This window comes from Syntrophomonas zehnderi OL-4 (genome assembly GCF_000983115.1).
GTDB lineage: Bacteria > Bacillota > Syntrophomonadia > Syntrophomonadales > Syntrophomonadaceae > Syntrophomonas_B > Syntrophomonas_B zehnderi.
The window spans coordinates 109582-128459 of sequence record NZ_CGIH01000018.1 but is presented as its reverse complement, the minus strand read 5'-3'; the positions used below and the strand labels follow the sequence as shown (position 1 = coordinate 128459).

35 protein-coding genes are annotated in these 18878 nt (G+C 45.9%); all 35 read left to right on the top strand.

The window, feature by feature from the left end; all coding sequences use genetic code 11:
- The first annotated feature begins 121 nt into the window (after nt 1–121).
- Entirely contained in the window at nt 122–370 is a 249-nt protein-coding gene (locus AAV90_RS15390) for a L7Ae/L30e/S12e/Gadd45 family ribosomal protein (RefSeq protein ID WP_046496422.1), read from the top strand.
- Between the two features lie 21 nt (nt 371–391).
- The gene (rpsL, locus tag AAV90_RS05400; RefSeq protein WP_046496419.1) at nt 392–772 is read left to right on the top strand and encodes a 30S ribosomal protein S12; all 381 of its coding nucleotides are present in this window, start codon (nt 392–394) and stop codon (nt 770–772) included.
- Between the two features lie 12 nt (nt 773–784).
- Nucleotides 785–1255 carry a 30S ribosomal protein S7 gene (gene rpsG / locus AAV90_RS05395; RefSeq protein ID WP_046496417.1) on the top strand — a complete coding sequence of 157 codons (471 nt, stop codon included), beginning with the start codon at nt 785–787 and terminating at the stop codon, nt 1253–1255.
- A gap of 20 nt (nt 1256–1275) precedes the next feature.
- Entirely contained in the window at nt 1276–3369 is a 2094-nt protein-coding gene (gene fusA / locus AAV90_RS05390) for an elongation factor G (RefSeq protein ID WP_046496416.1), read from the top strand.
- 31 nt (nt 3370–3400) lie between these two features.
- Nucleotides 3401–4600: an elongation factor Tu gene (gene tuf, locus AAV90_RS05385; protein ID WP_046494963.1), complete on the top strand. Its 1200-nt coding sequence runs from the start codon at nt 3401–3403 to the stop codon at nt 4598–4600.
- A gap of 105 nt (nt 4601–4705) precedes the next feature.
- Entirely contained in the window at nt 4706–5017 is a 312-nt protein-coding gene (rpsJ, locus tag AAV90_RS05380; protein WP_046494964.1) for a 30S ribosomal protein S10, read from the top strand.
- Nucleotides 5018–5178: 161 nt separating this feature from the next.
- Nucleotides 5179–5790, top strand: coding sequence for a 50S ribosomal protein L3 (gene rplC, locus AAV90_RS05375; protein ID WP_052729613.1), 612 nt, complete (start codon nt 5179–5181; stop codon nt 5788–5790).
- A gap of 24 nt (nt 5791–5814) precedes the next feature.
- Complete coding sequence (rplD, locus tag AAV90_RS05370) at nt 5815–6438, top strand: 50S ribosomal protein L4 (protein WP_046494965.1); 624 nt, start codon at nt 5815–5817, stop codon at nt 6436–6438.
- 2 nt (nt 6439–6440) lie between these two features.
- Nucleotides 6441–6728, top strand: a complete 288-nt coding sequence (gene rplW, locus AAV90_RS05365) for a 50S ribosomal protein L23 (protein ID WP_046494967.1) — start codon at nt 6441–6443, stop codon at nt 6726–6728.
- A 45-nt stretch (nt 6729–6773) separates the two neighbouring features.
- Entirely contained in the window at nt 6774–7598 is an 825-nt protein-coding gene (gene rplB, locus AAV90_RS05360) for a 50S ribosomal protein L2 (protein WP_046494969.1), read from the top strand.
- 17 nt (nt 7599–7615) lie between these two features.
- Entirely contained in the window at nt 7616–7900 is a 285-nt protein-coding gene (gene rpsS, locus AAV90_RS05355; RefSeq protein ID WP_046494971.1) for a 30S ribosomal protein S19, read from the top strand.
- Nucleotides 7901–7917: 17 nt separating this feature from the next.
- Nucleotides 7918–8259, top strand: a complete 342-nt coding sequence (rplV, locus tag AAV90_RS05350; RefSeq protein WP_046494973.1) for a 50S ribosomal protein L22 — start codon at nt 7918–7920, stop codon at nt 8257–8259.
- A complete protein-coding gene (gene rpsC, locus AAV90_RS05345; RefSeq protein WP_046494975.1) occupies nt 8259–8933 on the top strand; it encodes a 30S ribosomal protein S3 in 675 nt (224 codons plus the stop codon). The genes rplV and rpsC overlap by 1 nt, the downstream gene beginning before the upstream one ends.
- Nucleotides 8933–9367, top strand: coding sequence for a 50S ribosomal protein L16 (gene rplP / locus AAV90_RS05340; protein WP_046494977.1), 435 nt, complete (start codon nt 8933–8935; stop codon nt 9365–9367). Before rpsC ends, rplP begins: the two co-directional genes overlap by 1 nt.
- A gap of 4 nt (nt 9368–9371) precedes the next feature.
- Nucleotides 9372–9563 (top strand): 50S ribosomal protein L29, encoded by a 192-nt coding sequence (gene rpmC / locus AAV90_RS05335; RefSeq protein ID WP_242847455.1) that lies wholly within the window; start codon nt 9372–9374, stop codon nt 9561–9563.
- A gap of 48 nt (nt 9564–9611) precedes the next feature.
- A complete protein-coding gene (rpsQ, locus tag AAV90_RS05330; RefSeq protein ID WP_046496442.1) occupies nt 9612–9848 on the top strand; it encodes a 30S ribosomal protein S17 in 237 nt (78 codons plus the stop codon).
- A gap of 29 nt (nt 9849–9877) precedes the next feature.
- Complete coding sequence (gene rplN / locus AAV90_RS05325; RefSeq protein WP_046494983.1) at nt 9878–10246, top strand: 50S ribosomal protein L14; 369 nt, start codon at nt 9878–9880, stop codon at nt 10244–10246.
- 18 nt (nt 10247–10264) lie between these two features.
- On the top strand, nt 10265–10576 hold the full coding sequence (gene rplX, locus AAV90_RS05320; protein ID WP_046494985.1) for a 50S ribosomal protein L24: 312 nt from the start codon (nt 10265–10267) through the stop codon (nt 10574–10576).
- 27 nt (nt 10577–10603) lie between these two features.
- Nucleotides 10604–11140: a 50S ribosomal protein L5 gene (rplE, locus tag AAV90_RS05315; protein ID WP_046494987.1), complete on the top strand. Its 537-nt coding sequence runs from the start codon at nt 10604–10606 to the stop codon at nt 11138–11140.
- 16 nt (nt 11141–11156) lie between these two features.
- Nucleotides 11157–11342, top strand: coding sequence for a type Z 30S ribosomal protein S14 (locus tag AAV90_RS05310; RefSeq protein WP_046494989.1), 186 nt, complete (start codon nt 11157–11159; stop codon nt 11340–11342).
- A 114-nt stretch (nt 11343–11456) separates the two neighbouring features.
- On the top strand, nt 11457–11855 hold the full coding sequence (gene rpsH / locus AAV90_RS05305) for a 30S ribosomal protein S8 (protein ID WP_046494991.1): 399 nt from the start codon (nt 11457–11459) through the stop codon (nt 11853–11855).
- A gap of 18 nt (nt 11856–11873) precedes the next feature.
- Nucleotides 11874–12413 (top strand): 50S ribosomal protein L6, encoded by a 540-nt coding sequence (gene rplF / locus AAV90_RS05300; protein WP_046494993.1) that lies wholly within the window; start codon nt 11874–11876, stop codon nt 12411–12413.
- 20 nt (nt 12414–12433) lie between these two features.
- Nucleotides 12434–12799: a 50S ribosomal protein L18 gene (gene rplR, locus AAV90_RS05295; protein WP_046494995.1), complete on the top strand. Its 366-nt coding sequence runs from the start codon at nt 12434–12436 to the stop codon at nt 12797–12799.
- Nucleotides 12800–12831: 32 nt separating this feature from the next.
- Nucleotides 12832–13335, top strand: a complete 504-nt coding sequence (rpsE, locus tag AAV90_RS05290; protein WP_046494997.1) for a 30S ribosomal protein S5 — start codon at nt 12832–12834, stop codon at nt 13333–13335.
- Nucleotides 13336–13348: 13 nt separating this feature from the next.
- Entirely contained in the window at nt 13349–13534 is a 186-nt protein-coding gene (gene rpmD, locus AAV90_RS05285) for a 50S ribosomal protein L30 (RefSeq protein ID WP_046494999.1), read from the top strand.
- A gap of 19 nt (nt 13535–13553) precedes the next feature.
- Nucleotides 13554–13994, top strand: a complete 441-nt coding sequence (gene rplO / locus AAV90_RS05280) for a 50S ribosomal protein L15 (RefSeq protein ID WP_046495001.1) — start codon at nt 13554–13556, stop codon at nt 13992–13994.
- Entirely contained in the window at nt 13994–15259 is a 1266-nt protein-coding gene (gene secY / locus AAV90_RS05275) for a preprotein translocase subunit SecY (protein WP_046495003.1), read from the top strand. The genes rplO and secY overlap by 1 nt, the downstream gene beginning before the upstream one ends.
- A gap of 14 nt (nt 15260–15273) precedes the next feature.
- Complete coding sequence (locus AAV90_RS15115; protein ID WP_046495005.1) at nt 15274–15921, top strand: adenylate kinase; 648 nt, start codon at nt 15274–15276, stop codon at nt 15919–15921.
- Entirely contained in the window at nt 15922–16686 is a 765-nt protein-coding gene (map, locus tag AAV90_RS15110) for a type I methionyl aminopeptidase (RefSeq protein WP_046495007.1), read from the top strand.
- Between the two features lie 27 nt (nt 16687–16713).
- Nucleotides 16714–16998 carry a KOW domain-containing RNA-binding protein gene (locus AAV90_RS05260; RefSeq protein ID WP_046495009.1) on the top strand — a complete coding sequence of 95 codons (285 nt, stop codon included), beginning with the start codon at nt 16714–16716 and terminating at the stop codon, nt 16996–16998.
- Nucleotides 16999–17217, top strand: a complete 219-nt coding sequence (gene infA / locus AAV90_RS05255) for a translation initiation factor IF-1 (protein WP_046495011.1) — start codon at nt 16999–17001, stop codon at nt 17215–17217.
- A 34-nt stretch (nt 17218–17251) separates the two neighbouring features.
- Nucleotides 17252–17365, top strand: coding sequence for a 50S ribosomal protein L36 (rpmJ, locus tag AAV90_RS05250; RefSeq protein ID WP_046495013.1), 114 nt, complete (start codon nt 17252–17254; stop codon nt 17363–17365).
- Between the two features lie 40 nt (nt 17366–17405).
- The gene (gene rpsM / locus AAV90_RS05245) at nt 17406–17774 is read left to right on the top strand and encodes a 30S ribosomal protein S13 (protein ID WP_046495014.1); all 369 of its coding nucleotides are present in this window, start codon (nt 17406–17408) and stop codon (nt 17772–17774) included.
- A 22-nt stretch (nt 17775–17796) separates the two neighbouring features.
- Nucleotides 17797–18189 carry a 30S ribosomal protein S11 gene (rpsK, locus tag AAV90_RS05240; protein ID WP_046495016.1) on the top strand — a complete coding sequence of 131 codons (393 nt, stop codon included), beginning with the start codon at nt 17797–17799 and terminating at the stop codon, nt 18187–18189.
- A 16-nt stretch (nt 18190–18205) separates the two neighbouring features.
- Nucleotides 18206–18835 carry a 30S ribosomal protein S4 gene (rpsD, locus tag AAV90_RS05235; RefSeq protein ID WP_046495018.1) on the top strand — a complete coding sequence of 210 codons (630 nt, stop codon included), beginning with the start codon at nt 18206–18208 and terminating at the stop codon, nt 18833–18835.
- Nucleotides 18836–18878: the final 43 nt, after the last annotated feature.

The window sequence follows — 18878 nt, the reverse complement described above, 5'->3', positions numbered from 1 at the left end:
TTTTTTTTTCAGACAAATTAAATTAAATTTGACGGCATCTGACCTTGGTGATAAAATATTAGGGTGCGTGACAAAAAAGCTAAGATTTCCATGGCTTTACTTGTCAAAAGGAGGGGCAGTATTGTCGCTGAATGAAATTCGGGAGGGCAACAAGGTTATTGGCAGTAAACAAGTTAAAAAAGCTATAACCAAGGGCCTGGCCAAAAAAGTATATCTGGCTGACGATGCTGAACCGCATATTATTGGACCCCTGCAAGAATTATGCCGCCAATACCAAGTGGAAATCGAAGAAGTAAATAAAATGGAACAACTGGGTAATGCCTGTGGCATTGAAGTGGGTTCAGCAGCGGTAGCGTTACTTATTGATTAATACAGGGAAGGAGGTGCAGGAATGCCGACCATAAATCAACTGGTTAGAAAAGGACGTCAACAGGAATTAAAAAAATCAACAGCACCGGCCCTGAAAAGCTGTCCGCAGAAAAGGGGTGTATGTACGCGTGTATATACAACTACCCCTAAGAAGCCAAACTCTGCGTTACGTAAAATTGCCAGGGTAAGATTAATCAATGGTATAGAAGTAACAGCGTATATTCCTGGGATAGGTCATAACCTACAGGAGCACTCCGTGGTTCTCATTAGAGGGGGCAGGGTTAAAGACCTACCGGGTGTAAGATATCATATTATCAGGGGTACCCTGGATGCATCTGGCGTACAAAATCGAAAGCAGGCCAGATCCAAATATGGCACCAAACGTCCGAAAGTAAAAAAATAGGAGGATTCTTTTATGCCTAGAAAAGGGGCCGTTCCGAAACGAGATGTACTGCCGGACCCTATCTACAACAGTAAGGTTTTCACAAAGCTGGTCAATCAAGTGATGTGGGATGGCAAAAAAAGCCTGGCGGAGAGAATTTGCTACGAAGCATTCGATACTATTGAACAAAGAACCGGCAAAGATCCGATGCAGGTTTTTGAAGAAGCCATGAAAAACATTACTCCGATTGTGGAGGTCAGAGCCAGAAGGGTTGGCGGAGCCAACTATCAGGTTCCGGTGGAAGTTAGAGCAGACAGAAGACAGACTTTGGCGATCAGATGGCTGGTAGGCTACACCCGTAAACGCGGGGAAAAGACCATGGCTCAACGCCTGGCTGGAGAAATAATGGATGCAGCCAATGGCACAGGGGGAGCGGTCAAGAAAAGAGAAGATACTCACAAGATGGCCGAAGCGAACAAAGCATTTGCGCATTACCGCTGGTAGCCGATGCTGGAGTAGGTTTAATGCTTGAGCAATCAGAATTAGCTAGGATTAGAAATATCGGTATAATGGCACATATTGATGCTGGCAAAACCACAACTACCGAACGGATGTTGTTCTACACCGGTAAGGTGCATAGAATCGGTGAAGTAGATAAGGGAACTGCCACCATGGATTGGATGAGTCAGGAGCAGGAGAGAGGTATAACCATCACTTCTGCCGCTACGGTTTGCTTTTGGAAGGGTAGTTCTATTAATATTATCGACACACCCGGACATGTGGACTTTACAGTTGAGGTAGAACGCTCCTTACGGGTTCTGGACGGAGCAATTGGAATATTTTGTGCCGTGGCCGGCGTGCAGCCCCAATCAGAAACGGTTTGGAGGCAAGCTGACCGCTATGGAGTACCGAGAATTGCCTATATCAACAAAATGGATCGCATCGGCGCAGATGCGGAACGGGCGGTCAGGATGATTAAAGAGCGCCTGGGAAGCAACGCAGTACCCATTCAACTGCCGTTGGGATCTGAAGACAGCTTTGCCGGACTGATTGATCTAATCGCCATGAAAGCCTACGTTTACGAAGACAGCACCGGTGAAACCTACCGGGAGCGAGAATTGCTGGAAAACGAAAGAGCAAAAGCCCAGCATTACCGTGAAATATTACTAGAGGCCCTTTCGGAATATGATGATAACCTAATGGAGAAGTATTTGGAAGGCAGCCGGATCTCCGCGGAGGAGATCAAAAGATCTTTGAGAAAACAAACGATAGCCAATCATTTGGTGCCGGTTCTATATGGATCTTCCTTTAAGAACAAGGGTGTACAAATGCTATTGGATGCAGTAATTGACTACTTGCCCTCACCAGCCGATATCCCGCCGGTAAGCGGCATTGATACCGGAACCGGGCAAGCAACTACGCGTCGGGCAGATGTAAATGAGCCCCTTTGCGCATTGGCCTTTAAAATTGCGGCAGATCCTTACGTAGGTAAACTAACCTATTTCCGGATCTACTCAGGGCGGCTCCAAACCGGTTCGTATGTTCTTAACAGTGTGAAAGGCCAAAAAGAGCGCGTAAGCAAATTGCTTAAGATGCATGCCAATCACAGGGAAGAGATTGCAGAAGCTCTAGCCGGCGACATTGTAGCCGGGGTTGGCTTTAAAGATACAGGTACCGGAGAAACATTATGTTCTGAAGAATACGGCGTTATTTTGGAGCCGATGGACTTCCCTGAACCAGTTATTGATGTAGCGATTGAAGCTAAAACCAAAGCCGATCAAGATAGGATTGGAGAGAGCTTAAAACGCTTAGCTGAAGAAGATCCGACCTTCAGAACGCATTATAACCCGGAAACCGGACAAACCATTATTTCCGGCATGGGTGAGCTGCACCTGGAAATTATAATTGATCGTCTTTTGCGTGAATTCAAGGTGAACGCCAATGTAGGCAAGCCCCAGGTAGCCTATAAGGAATCAGTGGCCGGAAACGGCAGAGCTGAAGCGCTATTTGACAGACAAACAGGCGGTCGCGGCCAGTACGCCCATGTAGTCCTGGAGGTAGCACCTTTGCCCGAGGGCCAAGGGAAGGTGTTCGTGGATAGCATTCCAACCGCTGCGGCCATATCCAAGGAATACGTTGCGGCAGTTGAGGCAGGTATCCATGAAGGACTGCAGGCTGGAATCATGGCCGGATATCCGGTCGATGACATTGAAGTAAAATTTGTCGGAGGTACTGCTCATGAAGTCGACTCCTCCGAGCAAGCCTTCAAAATAGCTGCCAATATGGCACTCAAGGAAGCACTGGACAAGGCCCGTTCTGTGCTTTTAGAACCGATTATGGAAATTGAGATTGTGTCACCAGAGGAATATACGGGTGACATCATTTCTGACCTCAATGCCCGGAGGGGAAAAGTACTGGGGCTGGAGGAAAATCGGGAAAGCCGGATCATTAAAGGTACGGTACCCCTGGCTGAAACCTTTGGTTACGCAACCGCCATCAGGTCGGCCAGCCAGGGCCGGGCAAGCTTCACGCTCAAAATAAAAAACTATGCTGAAGTACCTGAGTCCAAGAGCAGGGAAATAATAGCCAGGCGGTATGGATTACCAATCAACAGATAACTAGGTTAAGAAAGGAAAGGTGAGAAAAAAGATGGCAAAGGCAAAATATGAAAGAAGCAAACCTCATCTTAACATTGGCACGATAGGACACGTAGACCACGGCAAGACAACGTTGACAGCGGCAATCACGTTAACCCTGTCCCAGACAGGCGGGGCAGTTGCAACTTCATATGCAGATATAGACAAAGCCCCGGAAGAAAGAGAAAGAGGTATAACGATAAATACCTCCCACGTAGAATACCAGACTGAGACCAGACATTACGCACATGTAGACTGCCCGGGTCATGCTGACTACATAAAGAACATGATCACCGGAGCAGCCCAGATGGATGGTTCCATATTGGTAGTATCGTCAGCAGACGGCCCCATGCCTCAGACCAGGGAACACATCGTGCTCTCCAGGCAGGTAGGAGTACACCACATAGTAGTATTCATGAACAAAACCGACATGGTAGACGATGAAGAACTGCTCGAACTGGTAGAGATGGAAATCAGAGAACTATTAAGCACGTATGACTTTCCCGGAGATGACATCCCGGTCATAAAAGGTTCCGGTTTAAAAGCCTTAGAATGCGGTTGCGGCAGCAGAGACTGTGAGTGGTGTGGCCGCATATGGGAGTTAATGGATGCGGTGGACAGTTACGTTCCTCTGCCCGAAAGAGCAGTCGATAAACCCTTTTTAATGCCGATCGAGGACGTATTCACCATAACCGGTCGTGGCACCGTAGTAACCGGCAGGGTAGAAAGAGGCCAGGTCAAGGTTGGAGACGAAACCGAGATAGTAGGGATGAGAGAAGAGATCAGAAAACACATAGTAACAGGCGTAGAGATGTTTAGAAAACTATTAGACTATGCCGAAGCCGGAGACAATATCGGCACCCTGTTAAGAGGACTGGACAGAAAAGACGTGGAAAGAGGCATGGTATTAGCCAAACCAGGCAGCATCAAGCCCTTAACCAAGTTCAAAGGTGAAGTATACGTACTGTCCAAAGAAGAAGGCGGTCGCCATACCCCGTTCTTTGGTGGCTACAGACCCCAGTTTTACTTCCGGACAACAGATGTGACCGGCGTAATCCAGTTACCCGAAGGCGTAGAAATGGTAATGCCCGGTGATAACATTCAGATGTCCATAGAACTGATAACCCCGATTGCCATTGAAGAAGGCTTAAGATTTGCAATAAGAGAAGGCGGCAGAACAGTTGGTTCCGGAGTTGTTACCAGCATTGACTAAATAATAAAACACCAGCCAGCGGGATAAGGGATCATAGGGTCCTTTATCCCCAAACACGAGGATGCGTGTAAAGAATGAGCCCAGGCTAAGGAGGTTTAAAATAGAGTGAGTGGCCAGCAAAAAGTTAGAATTCGTTTAAAGGCATTCGATCACAAACTCCTGGATCAATCATCCCAGAAGATTGTGGAAACAGCTAAAAAAAATGGAGCCACTGTATCCGGACCTATTCCCCTGCCGACCGAAAAAAGTATCTATACGATCCTGCGGTCGCCTCATGTGAATAAGGATTCACGGGAACAGTTTGAAATGCGTACCCATAAAAGACTCATAGACATACTGGATCCTAATCCCAAAACTATCGATGCTCTTATGCACCTGGATTTGCCTTCCGGCGTAGACATAGAGATCAAGTTATAGGTGAGGAACCGGTGCTTAAAGACCAGTGGGAAAAGTGGTCTTAAGGCGGCAAAAACCCGGATAAAAATTAGAGGCGATGTTGGAGATCCCACTTTCAACCGCTCGCCATAATTCTGAGCCAGGAGGTAATCAAGGTGACAAGCAAATTGAAGAAAGCCCTCATGGGCACCAAGGTGGGCATGACCCAGGTATTCGATGAAACCGGCCGGGCGGTACCGGTCACGGTTGTAGAAGCCAGCCCGAATGTAGTGCTGCAAAAGAAGACGATCGCCAATGATGGGTACAACGCGCTGCAGGTAGGCTATGGTGAAATCAGGGAAAGACTGGTAAACAAACCGGAAACGGGCCACTTTAAGAAGGCCAATGTAAAACCTTTACGATATATAAGAGAATTCCGTATAGATAACGTAGACGATTATGACATTGGAGCTGAATTCAATGTAGATCTGTTTGCTCCCGGGGATATCGTTGATGTAGTGGGCACATCCAAAGGCAAAGGCTTTGCCGGAGCAGTTAAGCGCCATAACTTTGCCCGTGGAGCCATGGGCCATGGTTCCAAGTATCATCGCAGACCAGGCTCCCTGGCGGCCAAGGGGCCAGCCCGCGTTTTCAAAGGGCGGAAGTTGCCCGGAAGATTAGGAAGAGAACGGGTTACCGTGCAATGTTTACAAATCGTTAAGGTCTACCCCGAAAAAAACCTTATCCTGATCAAGGGTGCAATACCCGGCCCCAGAAAAGGTCTGGTTATTATTAAGAATTCTGTCAAGGCATAGCTTTATGAGAAGGAGGTTAGGAAGATGCCTAAAGTTGCGGTATATAACATGGCCGGGGCCCAGGTCGGAGAAATTGAACTAAACGACAATGTTTTTGGTATAGAGCCTAATGAGGCAGTCATGTATGACTTTGTTAAGATGCAGCTTGCCAATAAGCGTCAGGGTACATCTTCAACCAAAACCAGGACTGAAGTAAGAGGTGGAGGTAGAAAACCCTGGAGACAAAAGGGAACCGGACGTGCACGGGTAGGCAGTAGCAGGAATCCGGTTTGGAGAGGCGGCGGAATAGCATTTGGCCCCAAACCCAGAGATTATTCCTACAGGCTACCCCAGAAGGTAAGAAGGTTAGCGCTAAAGTCAGCCCTGTCTACCAAGGCACTTGATAATAAGATTGTAGTAGTGGACGAACTGAATTTTGAGCAGCCGAAAACCAAAATGATGGTTCAGGCCCTGGAAGCCTTAAAGGTAGGCAAAAAGACACTAGTTGTAACTGCAGATGGTAACGTGAATGTGACTAAATCAGCCAGAAATATAGAAGGCGTAAAACCTTTAAGAGCGGATTTCATTAACGTTTACGATATTTTAAAATACGATACCCTGCTCATTACCAGGGATGCAGTTGCCATGGTAGAGGAGGTATTTGCCTAATCATGAGAGACTACAGAGATATAATTATCAAACCGGTAGTAACTGAAAAATCCATGGATCTGCTGGCTGATAATAAATACACCTTTATTGTAGATAAGAAAGCCAACAAAACCGAAATAAAAAACGCCGTTGAAAATATATTTAAGGTCAGGGTTGAGCAGGTATATACCATGAATGTAAAGGGCAAACCCAAGCGGATGGGACGATTTGAAGGTAAGAGACCTGATCGCAAGAAGGCGATAGTTACCCTCAAGCCCGGCTATAAGATTAAACTGTTTGAAGGAATGTAGACCAAGCGCAATGCTAAATTAGATTAGATCGGGAGGATTGTTCCGATGAGTGTAAAAAAATATAGACCAACTACCCCAAGTAGAAGACATATGACCGTAATGACCTTCGAAGAAATAACCAGGAGTGAACCGGAAAAAGGTCTTACTACCAGTTTAAAGCGCAAAGCCGGCCGTAATGTTAACGGACGGATAACAGTCAGGCACCGAGGGGGAGGACATAAAAGACTCTACCGGGTAATTGATTTTAAACGCATCAAAGATGGTGTTCCGGCGAAAGTAGCAGCGATTGAGTATGATCCCAATCGTTCAGCCAATATTGCCCTCCTGCATTATGCAGATGGTGCCAAGGCTTATATCATTGCACCGCATAATCTTAAAGTCGGTGACACAGTCGAGTCAGGAGAAACAGCCGATATTAAAGTAGGCAACTCCTTGAAATTAAAAGATATTCCGGTGGGATCCTTAATCCACAATATCGAAATGAGACCGGGTAAAGGCGGACAATTGGCACGCTCCGCCGGTGCGGTAGCACAATTGATGGCCAAGGAAGGAGCCTATGCTCATATCAGACTTCCTTCCGGGGAGGTCAGACTGGTTCATATCAATTGCCGGGCTACCATTGGCCAGGTCGGGAATGTGGAACATGAAAATATCACTATCGGCAAAGCCGGCAGATCCCGCTGGTTAGGGAACCGACCTGCGGTTAGAGGCTCGGTTATGAATCCGGTTGACCATCCTCATGGCGGCGGCGAGGGTCGGGCGCCCATAGGAAGAAAATATCCGGTTTCCCCCTGGGGTAAAATCGCCATTGGCGGCAAGACCCGTAAGAAAAAGCCCTCAGACAATATGATTGTTCGCAAACGCAAGTAAAGGAGGTCTTTCATTAAATGGCTAGGTCGTTAAAAAAAGGACCTTATTGTGAGGAAAAACTCCTGGCTAAGGTTGAAGATATGAATGCCAGCGGACAGAAAAAGGTAATCAAAACCTGGTCCCGGCGTTCCACCATTATGCCCCAGATGGTCGGGCACACCCTGGCGGTACACGATGGACGCAGACATATACCCGTTTATATTACCGAAGATATGGTCGGTTTAAAATTGGGCGAATTTGCTCCTACCAGAACTTACCGTGGCCATGCTGGAAAATCAGAAAAATCGAGCAGATCAAGGTAGAGAGGAGGAACCTGATTATGGAATCCAGAGCAATTGCTCGGTACTTGCGAGTATCTCCTTTAAAAGCACGTCAGGTGGCCGATCTGGTTAGAGGTAAAGATGTAAGTGAAGCCTTGGGTATTTTAAGATATACCAACAAAAAATCTTCCCCCCTGATCAGTAAAGTAGTGCAATCTGCCGTAGCCAATGCAGAGCATAATTATGATATGGATTCAGACGCTTTATATATATCCGAGATATTAGTAAACGAAGGCCCGGTCTTAAAGAGAATGAGGCCCAGAGCTTATGGCCGAGCCGACATTAGGCGTCATAGAACCAGTCATATTACCGTGGTGCTGCGCGAAAGGGAGGTTAAATAGTGGGTCAGAAGGTTCATCCGAAAGGATTAAGAATCGGCATTATCAAAGATTGGGACTCCAATTGGTACGCTGACAGAGATTATGCCGATCTATTACACGAAGATTATAAAATCAGAAGTATGATAAAAGAGCGCTTTTACGTTGCCGGTATATCCAAGGTAGAGATACAGCGAACCGGGAATCGGGTGCGTATTACGATTCATACCGCCAAGCCGGGTATCGTAATCGGGCGCGGCGGAACTGAAGTTGAAAAACTTAAACAGGATCTGACCAAACTTACCGGCAAGAACATTAATATTAATATCCAAGAGATTAAAAAACCAGAACTGGATGCCCAGATCGTTGCCGAGAATGTTGCCCAGCAGCTTGAGAAGAGGGTTTCTTTCCGCCGGGCAATGAAACAGGCTGTAAGCCGAACCATGCGGATGGGCGGAGAAGGTATGAAGATAGCCATTTCTGGTCGGCTGGGCGGTGCTGAGATAGCCAGAACCGAATGGTATGCTGAAGGAAAAGTACCCCTGCATACTTTAAGAGCCGATATTGATTATGGATTTGCCGAAGCCAATACAACCTATGGCAAAATTGGTATCAAGGTCTGGATAAATCGCGGTGAAGTAGCCCCTGAAGCCAAAAAAAGACCGCAAGAGAAACAAATGGAGGAGGCAGGTCAATAATGCTTACCCCTAAAAGAGTAAAATATAGAAAACAACATCGCCCTGCCTTAAAAGGTAAGGCTCAGAAAGGTAATACAGTGACTTACGGTGAATACGGCCTGCAAGCCTTGGAAGCAGCCTGGATCACAAATCGCCAGATTGAAGCAGCCCGTATTGCCATCAACAGATATATCAAAAGAGGCGGTAAACTCTGGATTAAAATATTCCCCGATCGTCCGATCACTGCCAAACCGGCTGAAACCCGTATGGGTAAGGGAAAAGGTTCACCCGAACAATGGGTGGCTGTAGTCAAACCAGGCCGGGTAATGTTTGAACTTGCTGGAGTTAACGAAGAAGTTGCCCGCGAGGCAATGCGTTTAGCATCTCACAAGCTTCCGGTAAAATGTAAGTTTGTAAAAAGAGAAGAAATGGATGGTGAGGTTAGTGATAGCTAAGAAAATGAGAGAACTAACCGACGAGGAATTAGAAAGAAAAGTTTCCAGTTATAAAGAAGAATTATTCAACCTGCGTTTTCAGATGGCAACTGGTCAACTTGATAATCCCATGAGAATAAGAGATGTAAGAAAAAACATCGCCAGATGCAAGACTGTATTACGGCAGCGGGAAATTTCGCGGGAGAGTAACGGATAAAAAGGAGGTCTAAGGGTGGCTCAACATCAAGGCAACCGTAAAACCAGGATGGGCACGGTAACCAGCGACAAAATGGAAAAGACCATAACCGTTTCAGTAGAAACCGTACAGCAGCATCCTCTATACAAAAAGACCATAAAGACAAGTAAGAAATATAAAGTTCATGACGAAAATAACGAAGCCAAAACCGGTGATGTCGTAAAGATCATGGAAACCCGCCCCTTAAGCAAGGACAAGAGATGGATACTCGTGGAAATTATTCAAAAAGCCAAGACTCTGCAATAGTTCTGGTATATTGAAGGGAGGTTTAAACCGTGATTCAGCAGGAAACAGTTTTACAGGTAGGGGACAACACCGGGGCCAAACAGGTACTCTGTATAAAGATATTAGGCGGATCAAATCGAAAGTATGCTACGGTTGGAGATATCATTGTCGTGACTGTTAAAGAAGCAGCACCGAATGGCGTAGTAAAAAAAGGTGATGTCGTAAAAGCTGTAGTAGTAAGAACCAAAAAGGAAATCAGAAGGCAAGACGGTTCCTATATTTCTTTTTCGGAAAATGCCGCCGTCATACTTGACGATAATGGAAACCCCAAAGGTACGCGTATTTTTGGACCTGTAGCCAGGGAACTGAGGGATAAGAATTTCATGAAAATCATATCTCTGGCCCCCGAAGTGCTTTAGTCGGTGGAGGTGTGAAGAATGAATATAAAAAAAGGTGATATTGTACTAGTGTTAACCGGCAAAGATGCCGGCCGCAAAGGAAAAGTATTAAAAGCGATACCTGCCCAAAATCGGGTAGTCGTTGAAGGGATAAATAAAGTCAAGAAGCATCAGCGCCCCACCCGGGCTATACCGCAGGGCGGCATCTTACAGGTAGAAACACCAATGAATGTATCCAACGTGATGCTGGTGTGCGAAAAATGTAACCAACCAACGCGGATTGCCAAAGGATTTTTAGAAGATGGAACTAAGGTGAGGGTCTGCAAGAAATGCGGAGAGGTAGTAGACTAAGCTCCAAGAAGGGAGGCTAGCTATTAAATGGCTACGCTGTACGAAGTATACAAGCAAGAGATTACTCCTCAACTGATGGAGAAATTTCAATATAAAAATGTTATGCAGGTTCCGAGGCTGGAAAAGATCGTTCTTAACATAGGCGTTGGCGAAGCTATTCAAAATCCTAAGGCATTGGATGGAGCAGTCAATGATCTGACCGCCATATCCGGGCAAAAACCGGTTATTACCAAAGCGAAAAAATCGATCGCCGGGTTTAAATTGCGGGAAGGCATGCCCATCGGATGCATGGTAACCCTCCGGGGTGAACGGATGTATCAATTCCTGGATAAGCTGATTAACATTGTACTGCCCCGGGTACGTGATTTCCGAGGTGTTTCGCCCCAGGCTTTTGATGGACGTGGTAATTACTCCTTGGGAATCAAGGAACAGACTATTTTCCCGGAAATTGAGTATGACAAAATCGATAAGATCAGAGGGTTGGAAGTAGCTATCGTAACTACTGCGAAGACCGATGAAGAAGCTCGGGAATTGTTAAAGCGCATGGGAATGCCATTTAGATAAGAGGAGGTATTTGCAAATGGCAAAAAAGGCGATGATTGCAAAACAGCAACGCCCACGCAAGTATAAAGTCCAGGAATACAATCGCTGCAAGATATGTGGAAGACCACGTGCCTACATGGGCAAATTCGGCATCTGCAGAGTTTGTTTCAGAGAAATGGCACATCGGGGAGAAATACCCGGTGTTACTAAGTCAAGCTGGTAGGCTTTAAAAGTGGATAGTCTACAGTGAGGAGAAAAGCTGGTCGTGGTAACAGGTTAATACCATAGCCTGCTGAAAGCCTTATGTTGTAAGCTGGTAATAAAGGAGGTAAAAAATATGGTCATGACTGATCCCGTAGCCGACTTCCTGACCAGAATTAGAAACGGCAATATGGTCATGCATCAAACCGTTGAAGTACCCGGCTCCAAGATGAAGCTAGGCATGGCCCGGATCATGAAAGAAGAAGGGTACATCAAGGATTATGAATATATAGAGGATGGCAAACAAGGGGTAATCAGGGTGTACCTTAAGTATGGACCCAACAAGGAAAAAGTGATCACCGGACTAAAAAGAATCAGCAAGCCGGGTCTGCGGGTATACGTACAGAAGGATGAAGTGCCCAAGGTTTTGGGTGGACTCGGCACCGCAATTGTTTCTACCTCTAAAGGACTAATGACTGATAAAAACGCCCGCAAAGAAGGTTTGGGCGGCGAAGTGATATGTTACATTTGGTAGCCGAAGGAGGAGTGAGCAGTGTCCAGAATAGGTAGAAAACCTATCGCTCGACCTGACAACGTAAAGGTAACAATAAATGATGATATAATTACGGTTGAAGGTCCTAAAGGGATTCTTTCCCAGCAAATACCACAAGATATTTCTATAGAAGTTAGCGATAATGTGTTATTGGTCACAAGACCGAGTGATTCCAAAAAACATAGAGCCATGCATGGATTAACCAGAGCCCTGGTAGCCAATATGGTTGATGGTGTCAGCCAAGGCTTTGAAAAAAAGCTGGAACTGGTAGGGGTAGGATATCGCGCCCAGATGCAAGGCAGCAAGCTGGTTATAAACATCGGTTATTCCCATCCGGTTGAAGTAGAACCCATTGCGGGTATTGAGTTTGAAGTTCCGGCCGCTAACAAGATCACGGTAAAAGGTATTGACAAACAACTGGTTGGCAATACTGCAGCTCATATACGCGCCATTAGAAAGCCCGAACCGTATAAAGGCAAAGGCATCAAGTATGAAGGCGAAGTTATCAGACGCAAAGCTGGTAAGGCAGGCGGTAAATAAATAGGAAGGGAGTGACTGCGTTGATCAAGAAAACCAGCAAAAATGAACTCAGAAAAACTAGACATAAAAGGATTAGAAAGAAAATAGCTGGTACTGCTGAAGTACCCCGACTATGTATTTATACCAGCCTAAACCACATATATGCGCAGATTATCGATGATGAAAATGGTGTAACCCTGGTAACCGCATCAACCCTTGATAAGGACATGGCTGACCTTACCGGTAAAACCAATATAGATGCGGCCAAGCGCGTAGGCGACAGTATTGCGCAAAAGGCTAAAACCAAGGGGATTACCTCAGTTGTTTTTGATAGAAATGGGCGCAAATATCATGGTAAAGTAATGGCTCTGGCAGATGCAGCCAGGGAGAGTGGACTGAACTTTTAACACTTGATTTCCGTCAGGTTAGGAGGGAAAAAATGATTGAAAAGGAACAGGTAGCCCCCGAATATATTGAAAAAGTCGTAAATATAAAAAGGGTTGCCAAGGTTGTAAAAGGTGGACGCAGATTTAGCTTCAGTGCCCTGGTTGTAGTAGGTGATGGAGCAGGCAGAGTCGGTACAGGTAAAGGAAAAGCCACCGAAGTGCCGGAAGCAATCAGAAAAGCGATGGAAAATGCTAAAAAGAACATGATTGAAATACCTTTAATAGATGACAGAACGATTCCTCATTCTATACTAGGCAGATTTGGCGCGGGTGAAGTATTGTTAAAACCAGCTGCGGAAGGAACGGGCGTTATCGCCGGCGGGCCAGTCAGAGCAGTATTGGAAGCAGCCGGACTAAAAGACATCCTTACCAAATCTCTGGGGTCAGCCAACGCCAACAATATGGTGCACGCCACCATGGAGGGCTTAAAAAACCTGAAACGGGTTGAAGACGTAGCCCGCCAGAGGGGCAAAACCATCGATGAGATTTTGAACTAGGGAGGGAAAAACCTTGGCCAAGCAGTTGAAAATTACCTGGAAAAAAAGCTTTATTGGTTACCCTCAAACCCAGAGACTGACCATTAAAAGCCTGGGATTTAGCAAGCTAAATCAGGTATTGATAAAAGAAGATTCCCCGCAACTCCGCGGACAGCTTAACAAGGTAGGACATCTGGTAAGTGTGGAAGAGTTAGATTAAAAACAGGGAGGTTTTAAGAGTGAAGCTAGAGGAAATAAAATCTCCGCCCGGGGCCACTAAAAGTGCTAAAAGAGTTGGCAGAGGGATTGGCTCAGGACATGGCAAGACATCTTGTCGTGGACATAAAGGGCAGAAATCCCGTTCCGGTGGAGGCGTCCGGCCCGGTTTTGAAGGCGGACAAATGCCCCTGCAAAGGCGTTTACCTAAAAGAGGTTTTACGAATATTTTTAAAACTGAATGGTCAATCGTCAATGTGAGAGACCTGAACGTTTTTGAAGAGGGTACAGTAGTAACCATACCCATGTTGAAGGAAGCAGGCCTAATCAGGAAAGCGCCTCTGCCAGTTAAGCTACTGGGTGATGGCGAAATTGAAAAAAAACTGACCATACAGGTAAATAAAGCCAGCCAGCAGGCCGAGGAGAAAATCGCAGCCAGAGGTGGCAAGGTTGAGGTGATCTAATGCTTAATTCATTTCAACAGGCTGTAAAAATCGGCGATCTGCGCAAGAAACTACTCTTTACCCTGTTTATGCTACTCGTATTCAGGGTGGGAGCACATATACCTGTACCCGGGATCAACCCGGAAGCTATGGCGGAATTGTTGAAAGGCCAGTTGTTCGGCTTTTTTGATATAATATCCGGGGGCGCATTTAAACGCTTTAGTATTTTTGCCATGAGTATAACGCCCTATATTAACGCCTCTATTATCATGCAGCTCCTCACCGTAATTGTACCGAAACTGGAGGAGCTTAACAAAGAAGGCGAAGAAGGCAGAAAGAAAATAGCTCAGTACACCCGGTATTTTACCATAGTACTAGCATTTATCCAGGCTCTCGGCATGTCCGCAGCTCTTACCAAAACAGGAGCAGTTATCAATAGCGGTTTTACTTCTTATATGGTAATTGCCATATCACTCACAGCCGGGACGGCCATGCTAATGTGGATCGGCGAGATGATCACCGAAAAAGGTATCGGCAACGGAATATCCCTGATTATCTTCTGCGGGATCGTAGCCCGCATACCCCAGCAGATTGTTGGAGTAGGTCAAGAAATATCAGGCGGTATTATCGGTTTCTTTAACGTTATATTGCTGATTATTGTTATGCTGGCGGTTATAGTTGCAGTAGTCGCAATGAATGAAGGGCAAAGAAGGCTGCCAATCCAATACGCCAAGCGGATGGTGGGCAGAAGAATGTATGGCGGGCAAACCACTTTCCTGCCGTTAAAAGTAAACTCCGCCGGGGTTATACCTATAATATTTGCCATGTCACTTTGTATGTTTCCGGCGACTATAGGCTCCTTTATGTCACAGACATCTGGATATAATCAGTTTATCGACAGTTATTTTAATTTTGGGAGTGTATTATATAATGTTGTCTATGCCTTACTGATTGTGTTCTTTACGTATTTCTATGTATCGATAATATTCAATCCCCTGGATGTGGCTGATAACATTAAGAAAAACGGAGGGTTCGTACCAGGCATCAGACCAGGCAGACCCACCGCTGAGTATATAGACAAAATACTGTCCCGGCTAACCTTAGCGGGCGGTGTATTCTTGGCTTTGATAGCAATATTGCCTAATTTCGTAATTGCCATAACCGGAGTGACCAGCCTCTGGTTTGGCGGCACCGCATTGTTGATCGTAGTTGGTGTAGCGCTAGATACAATGAAACAGATAGAATCACATTTATTGCTTAGAAGTTATGAAGGTTTTGTAAAATAGGAGATGATTAACTAATGAACATTATCATTATGGGCCCTCCCGGTGCTGGTAAAGGAACTCAGGCAGATTTAATCAAGGCAAGATTTCCGATTTTGCATATCTCTACTGGAGATATGTTCCGGGAAGCAGTAAGCAAACAAACGGCTATGGGGTTAGAAGCCAAGAAGTACATGGATGCCGGCCAACTGGTGCCTGACGAAGTTACTATTGGTGTAGTTGAAGAGAGACTGGCACAGCCGGATTGTGCCGATGGATTTCTGCTGGATGGATTTCCGCGCACGATACCGCAGGCCGAAGCTCTGGATAAGGTTTTAGCCAAGCTGGGTAAAAAAGTAGAAGCTGCCCTTGATATCAGTGTTCCTGACCAGGTTCTGCTGGAACGCATGACCGGCCGCGTAAGCTGCCCGCAATGTAAAACCGTATATAATACCAGATTTAATCCTCCGACAACCGTTGGTATCTGCGATAAATGCGGTACTGGGCTGATGCAGCGTGATGACGACAAAGAAGCAACCGTAAAAAATCGTCTCAAGATCTATATGGAACAGACCCAGCCGCTTTTAAACTATTATGAAAAGCAGGGCACCTTAAGAACGATTGATGGCAACCGTGATCCTAAAGACGTGTTTGCAGATGTAGTATTAGTGCTGGAGAAGCTCTAGATGATAATAATTAAGACCAAGGATGAAATCGAGAAAATGAGACGCTCCGGGCAGGTCGTAGCGGAAGTGCTTAAGCTGCTGGAAGCCACCGCGCGACCGGGTATAACAACTGCCGCTCTAAATGCCACTGCTGTGGAAGAGTGTAAGAAAAGAAATGCGATCCCGCTATTTCTAAATCAACCTCATCCCCGTGGCGGCAAACCGTTTCAGGGTGCCATCTGTGCATCAGTAAATGAAGAAGTGGTACATGGTATACCGGGCAACCGTGTTTTGCACGAAGGGGACATCATTAGTATTGATTTTGGGGTGATGCTGGATGGCTATGCGGGAGATGCCGCCATAACTGTAGCCATAGGTGAAATCGATCCTAAGCTTAAAAAACTGATTCAGATAACTGAAGAGGCATTGCTTAAAGGGATTGAACAGGCAAAGGCAGGTAACCGGCTAGGATATGTGTCCAACGCAATCCAAACTCATGCTGAAAACCATGGATTTTCGGTAGTTAGGGACTTTGTCGGGCACGGTATTGGCAAATCCATGTGGGAGGATCCACCGGTACCTAATTATGGCAGGAAGAATAACGGCCCGATCCTAAAAGAAGGGATGACCTTGGCGATTGAGCCCATGCTTAACCAGGGGACTCACCAGGTTTCCACTCTTGAGGATGAATGGACTGTAGTTACCAAAGACGGTTTACCATCAGCCCACTTTGAACACAGTATTGTTATCCTGGATAAGGGGCCGGAAATCCTTACCTTAAGGTAATGGAGGTGACCAATCATTTCCGAGACCATGTTGGGCAGAGTTGTTTTCTCCAAGACAGGCCGAGATGGCGGCAAGCCGTTTGTAATCGTCCAGGTGGTTAATGAGCGCTATGTTATTATTTGTGATGGAGATACGCGCAAAATTGAAAATCCTAAGATGAAGAACATTAAACACTTGCAATTTACTAAAATGACGTCTTTCGAGGTCATTGACTATTTAAATAAAGGTGAAATACCTGATAACCATATAATCAAAAAAAGTCTTAAGCGAATACTTGAAAGAGGAGAATCAGATGGGAAGGAGGTCTGGTAAATGGCTAAAGATGACGTTATCGAGGTAGAGGGGAAAGTTCTTGAACCGTTACCCAATGCTATGTTTACGGTGGAACTGGAAAATGGCCATAAGGTCCTCGCCCACATATCAGGAAAAATGCGGATGAATTTTATCAGAATATTACCTGGTGACCGTGTAATGGTAGAGTTATCGCCTTACGATTTAAATCGTGGCAGAATAACATATCGTTTCAAGTAGGAAGCTTTTCTACCGTTTAAAGGAGGTTAATTAAGTGAAAGTTCAACCCTCAGTCAAACCCATGTGCGAAAAATGCAAAGTAATAAAACGCCATGGCAAGGTTATGGTAATATGCGAAAATCCCAAGCATAAACAGAAACAGGGCTAAGCGTGACGGCGCCTATATTATCTGAAGGAAGTGAATAGAATTGGCGAGAATAGCAGGTGTTGATTTACCCCGCGACAAAAGAGTGGAAATTTCCCTTACCTACATTTATGGTATCGGGAAATCCTCAGCTCAGAAAATATTGGCGGAAGCAGGTATAAACCCTGATACCAGGGTGAAAGATCTAACCGAAGAAGAAGAAGCTAAATTAAGAACAATTATTGATAAAAACTACACCGTTGAAGGCGATCTTCGGCGCGATGTCAGCATGAATGTCAAAAGACTTATGGACTTAGGCTGCTACCGGGGACTTCGCCATCGGCGCGGATTACCGGTGCGCGGTCAGAAGACCAAGACAAATGCACGTACCCGCAAGGGTCCCAAACGTACAGCCGCCGGCAAGAAGAAATAGCCATTAGAAGGGGGATAAATGAGTGGCACGAAGAACAACCACGCGGGTTAAACGGCGTGAAAAAAAGAATATTGCAGAAGGTATTGCGCACATTAAGTCAACCTTTAACAATACAATTATTTCGATTACCGACAAACATGGTAATGCAATATCCTGGGCCAGCGCAGGAACGGTTGGCTTCAAGGGATCGCGCAAAAGCACCCCGTTTGCGGCTCAGCAGGCAGCAGAGAATGCGGCCCGGGCAGCGATGGAACACGGCCTTAAAGAAGTCGAGTGTTATGTAAAGGGGCCGGGAGCCGGGCGTGAAGCCGCCATTCGTTCACTGCAGGCAGCGGGGCTGGAAGTAAGCGTTATTAAGGACGTTACCCCCATTCCGCATAACGGGTGCAGGCCGCCTAAAAGAAGAAGGGTTTAAGGAGGTAGTAATTTAAGTGGGAAGATATACTGATTCAGTTTGCCGCCAATGCCGCCGCGAGGGGGAAAAGCTTTTTCTAAAAGGAGATCGCTGTTATTCCGTCAAGTGTGCGGTAGAAAAAAGACCCTTCGTACCTGGCCAGCATGGTCAAAAACGCAGACAGAAAACTAGTGAATACGGGCTGCAGTTAAGAGAAAAGCAGAAGACGAAACGCATCTATGGCGTTAGCGAGAAACAGTTCCGCAACACGTTTGAAAAAGCAGATCGTCAGCAGGGAGTTACCGGTGATAACTTGCTGGCATTACTGGAGAGACGCCTGGACAATGTAGTTTTTAGAATGGGCATGGCCAGTTCGCGCAAAGAAGCCCGTCAACTGGTAAACCATGACCACTTTACCATTAATGGCAAAAAAGCTAATATCCCGTCCATGTTGGTTAAGGCTGGCGATGTTATTCAAGTAAAGGAAGCTAGTGCCGAATCGCCAAAATTTGAGGAACTCAAAGCCGCTGCTGCCTATAAGACTGCCCCCGAATGGCTGGAAGTAAATGCTGACAGCTTGACTGGCAGGGTATTGTCATTACCGACCAGGGATCAGATAGATACAGCTGTTAGTGAACATCTAATCGTAGAACTATACTCCAGATAGACACCAGGGGAAACCTTTTGCCGGTGTCAAACTAACTATACTC

Excerpts from the sequence above, each read along its gene's own strand:
- rpsL (WP_046496419.1), top strand. The coding sequence starts at position 392 with ATGCCGACCATAAATCAACTGGTTAGAAAAGGACGTCAACAGGAATTA.
- rpsG (WP_046496417.1), top strand. The coding sequence starts at position 785 with ATGCCTAGAAAAGGGGCCGTTCCGAAACGAGATGTACTGCCGGACCCT.
- fusA (WP_046496416.1), top strand. The coding sequence starts at position 1,276 with ATGCTTGAGCAATCAGAATTAGCTAGGATTAGAAATATCGGTATAATG.
- tuf (WP_046494963.1), top strand. The coding sequence starts at position 3,401 with ATGGCAAAGGCAAAATATGAAAGAAGCAAACCTCATCTTAACATTGGC.
- rplC (WP_052729613.1), top strand. The coding sequence starts at position 5,179 with ATGGGCACCAAGGTGGGCATGACCCAGGTATTCGATGAAACCGGCCGG.
- rplD (WP_046494965.1), top strand. The coding sequence starts at position 5,815 with ATGCCTAAAGTTGCGGTATATAACATGGCCGGGGCCCAGGTCGGAGAA.
- rplW (WP_046494967.1), top strand. The coding sequence starts at position 6,441 with ATGAGAGACTACAGAGATATAATTATCAAACCGGTAGTAACTGAAAAA.
- rplB (WP_046494969.1), top strand. The coding sequence starts at position 6,774 with ATGAGTGTAAAAAAATATAGACCAACTACCCCAAGTAGAAGACATATG.
- rpsS (WP_046494971.1), top strand. The coding sequence starts at position 7,616 with ATGGCTAGGTCGTTAAAAAAAGGACCTTATTGTGAGGAAAAACTCCTG.
- rplV (WP_046494973.1), top strand. The coding sequence starts at position 7,918 with ATGGAATCCAGAGCAATTGCTCGGTACTTGCGAGTATCTCCTTTAAAA.
- rplP (WP_046494977.1), top strand. The coding sequence starts at position 8,933 with ATGCTTACCCCTAAAAGAGTAAAATATAGAAAACAACATCGCCCTGCC.
- rpmC (WP_242847455.1), top strand. The coding sequence starts at position 9,372 with ATGAGAGAACTAACCGACGAGGAATTAGAAAGAAAAGTTTCCAGTTAT.
- rpsQ (WP_046496442.1), top strand. The coding sequence starts at position 9,612 with ATGGGCACGGTAACCAGCGACAAAATGGAAAAGACCATAACCGTTTCA.
- rplX (WP_046494985.1), top strand. The coding sequence starts at position 10,265 with ATGAATATAAAAAAAGGTGATATTGTACTAGTGTTAACCGGCAAAGAT.
- rplE (WP_046494987.1), top strand. The coding sequence starts at position 10,604 with ATGGCTACGCTGTACGAAGTATACAAGCAAGAGATTACTCCTCAACTG.
- AAV90_RS05310 (WP_046494989.1), top strand. The coding sequence starts at position 11,157 with ATGGCAAAAAAGGCGATGATTGCAAAACAGCAACGCCCACGCAAGTAT.
- rpsH (WP_046494991.1), top strand. The coding sequence starts at position 11,457 with ATGGTCATGACTGATCCCGTAGCCGACTTCCTGACCAGAATTAGAAAC.
- rpsE (WP_046494997.1), top strand. The coding sequence starts at position 12,832 with ATGATTGAAAAGGAACAGGTAGCCCCCGAATATATTGAAAAAGTCGTA.
- secY (WP_046495003.1), top strand. The coding sequence starts at position 13,994 with ATGCTTAATTCATTTCAACAGGCTGTAAAAATCGGCGATCTGCGCAAG.
- AAV90_RS15115 (WP_046495005.1), top strand. The coding sequence starts at position 15,274 with ATGAACATTATCATTATGGGCCCTCCCGGTGCTGGTAAAGGAACTCAG.
- map (WP_046495007.1), top strand. The coding sequence starts at position 15,922 with ATGATAATAATTAAGACCAAGGATGAAATCGAGAAAATGAGACGCTCC.
- AAV90_RS05260 (WP_046495009.1), top strand. The coding sequence starts at position 16,714 with ATGTTGGGCAGAGTTGTTTTCTCCAAGACAGGCCGAGATGGCGGCAAG.
- infA (WP_046495011.1), top strand. The coding sequence starts at position 16,999 with ATGGCTAAAGATGACGTTATCGAGGTAGAGGGGAAAGTTCTTGAACCG.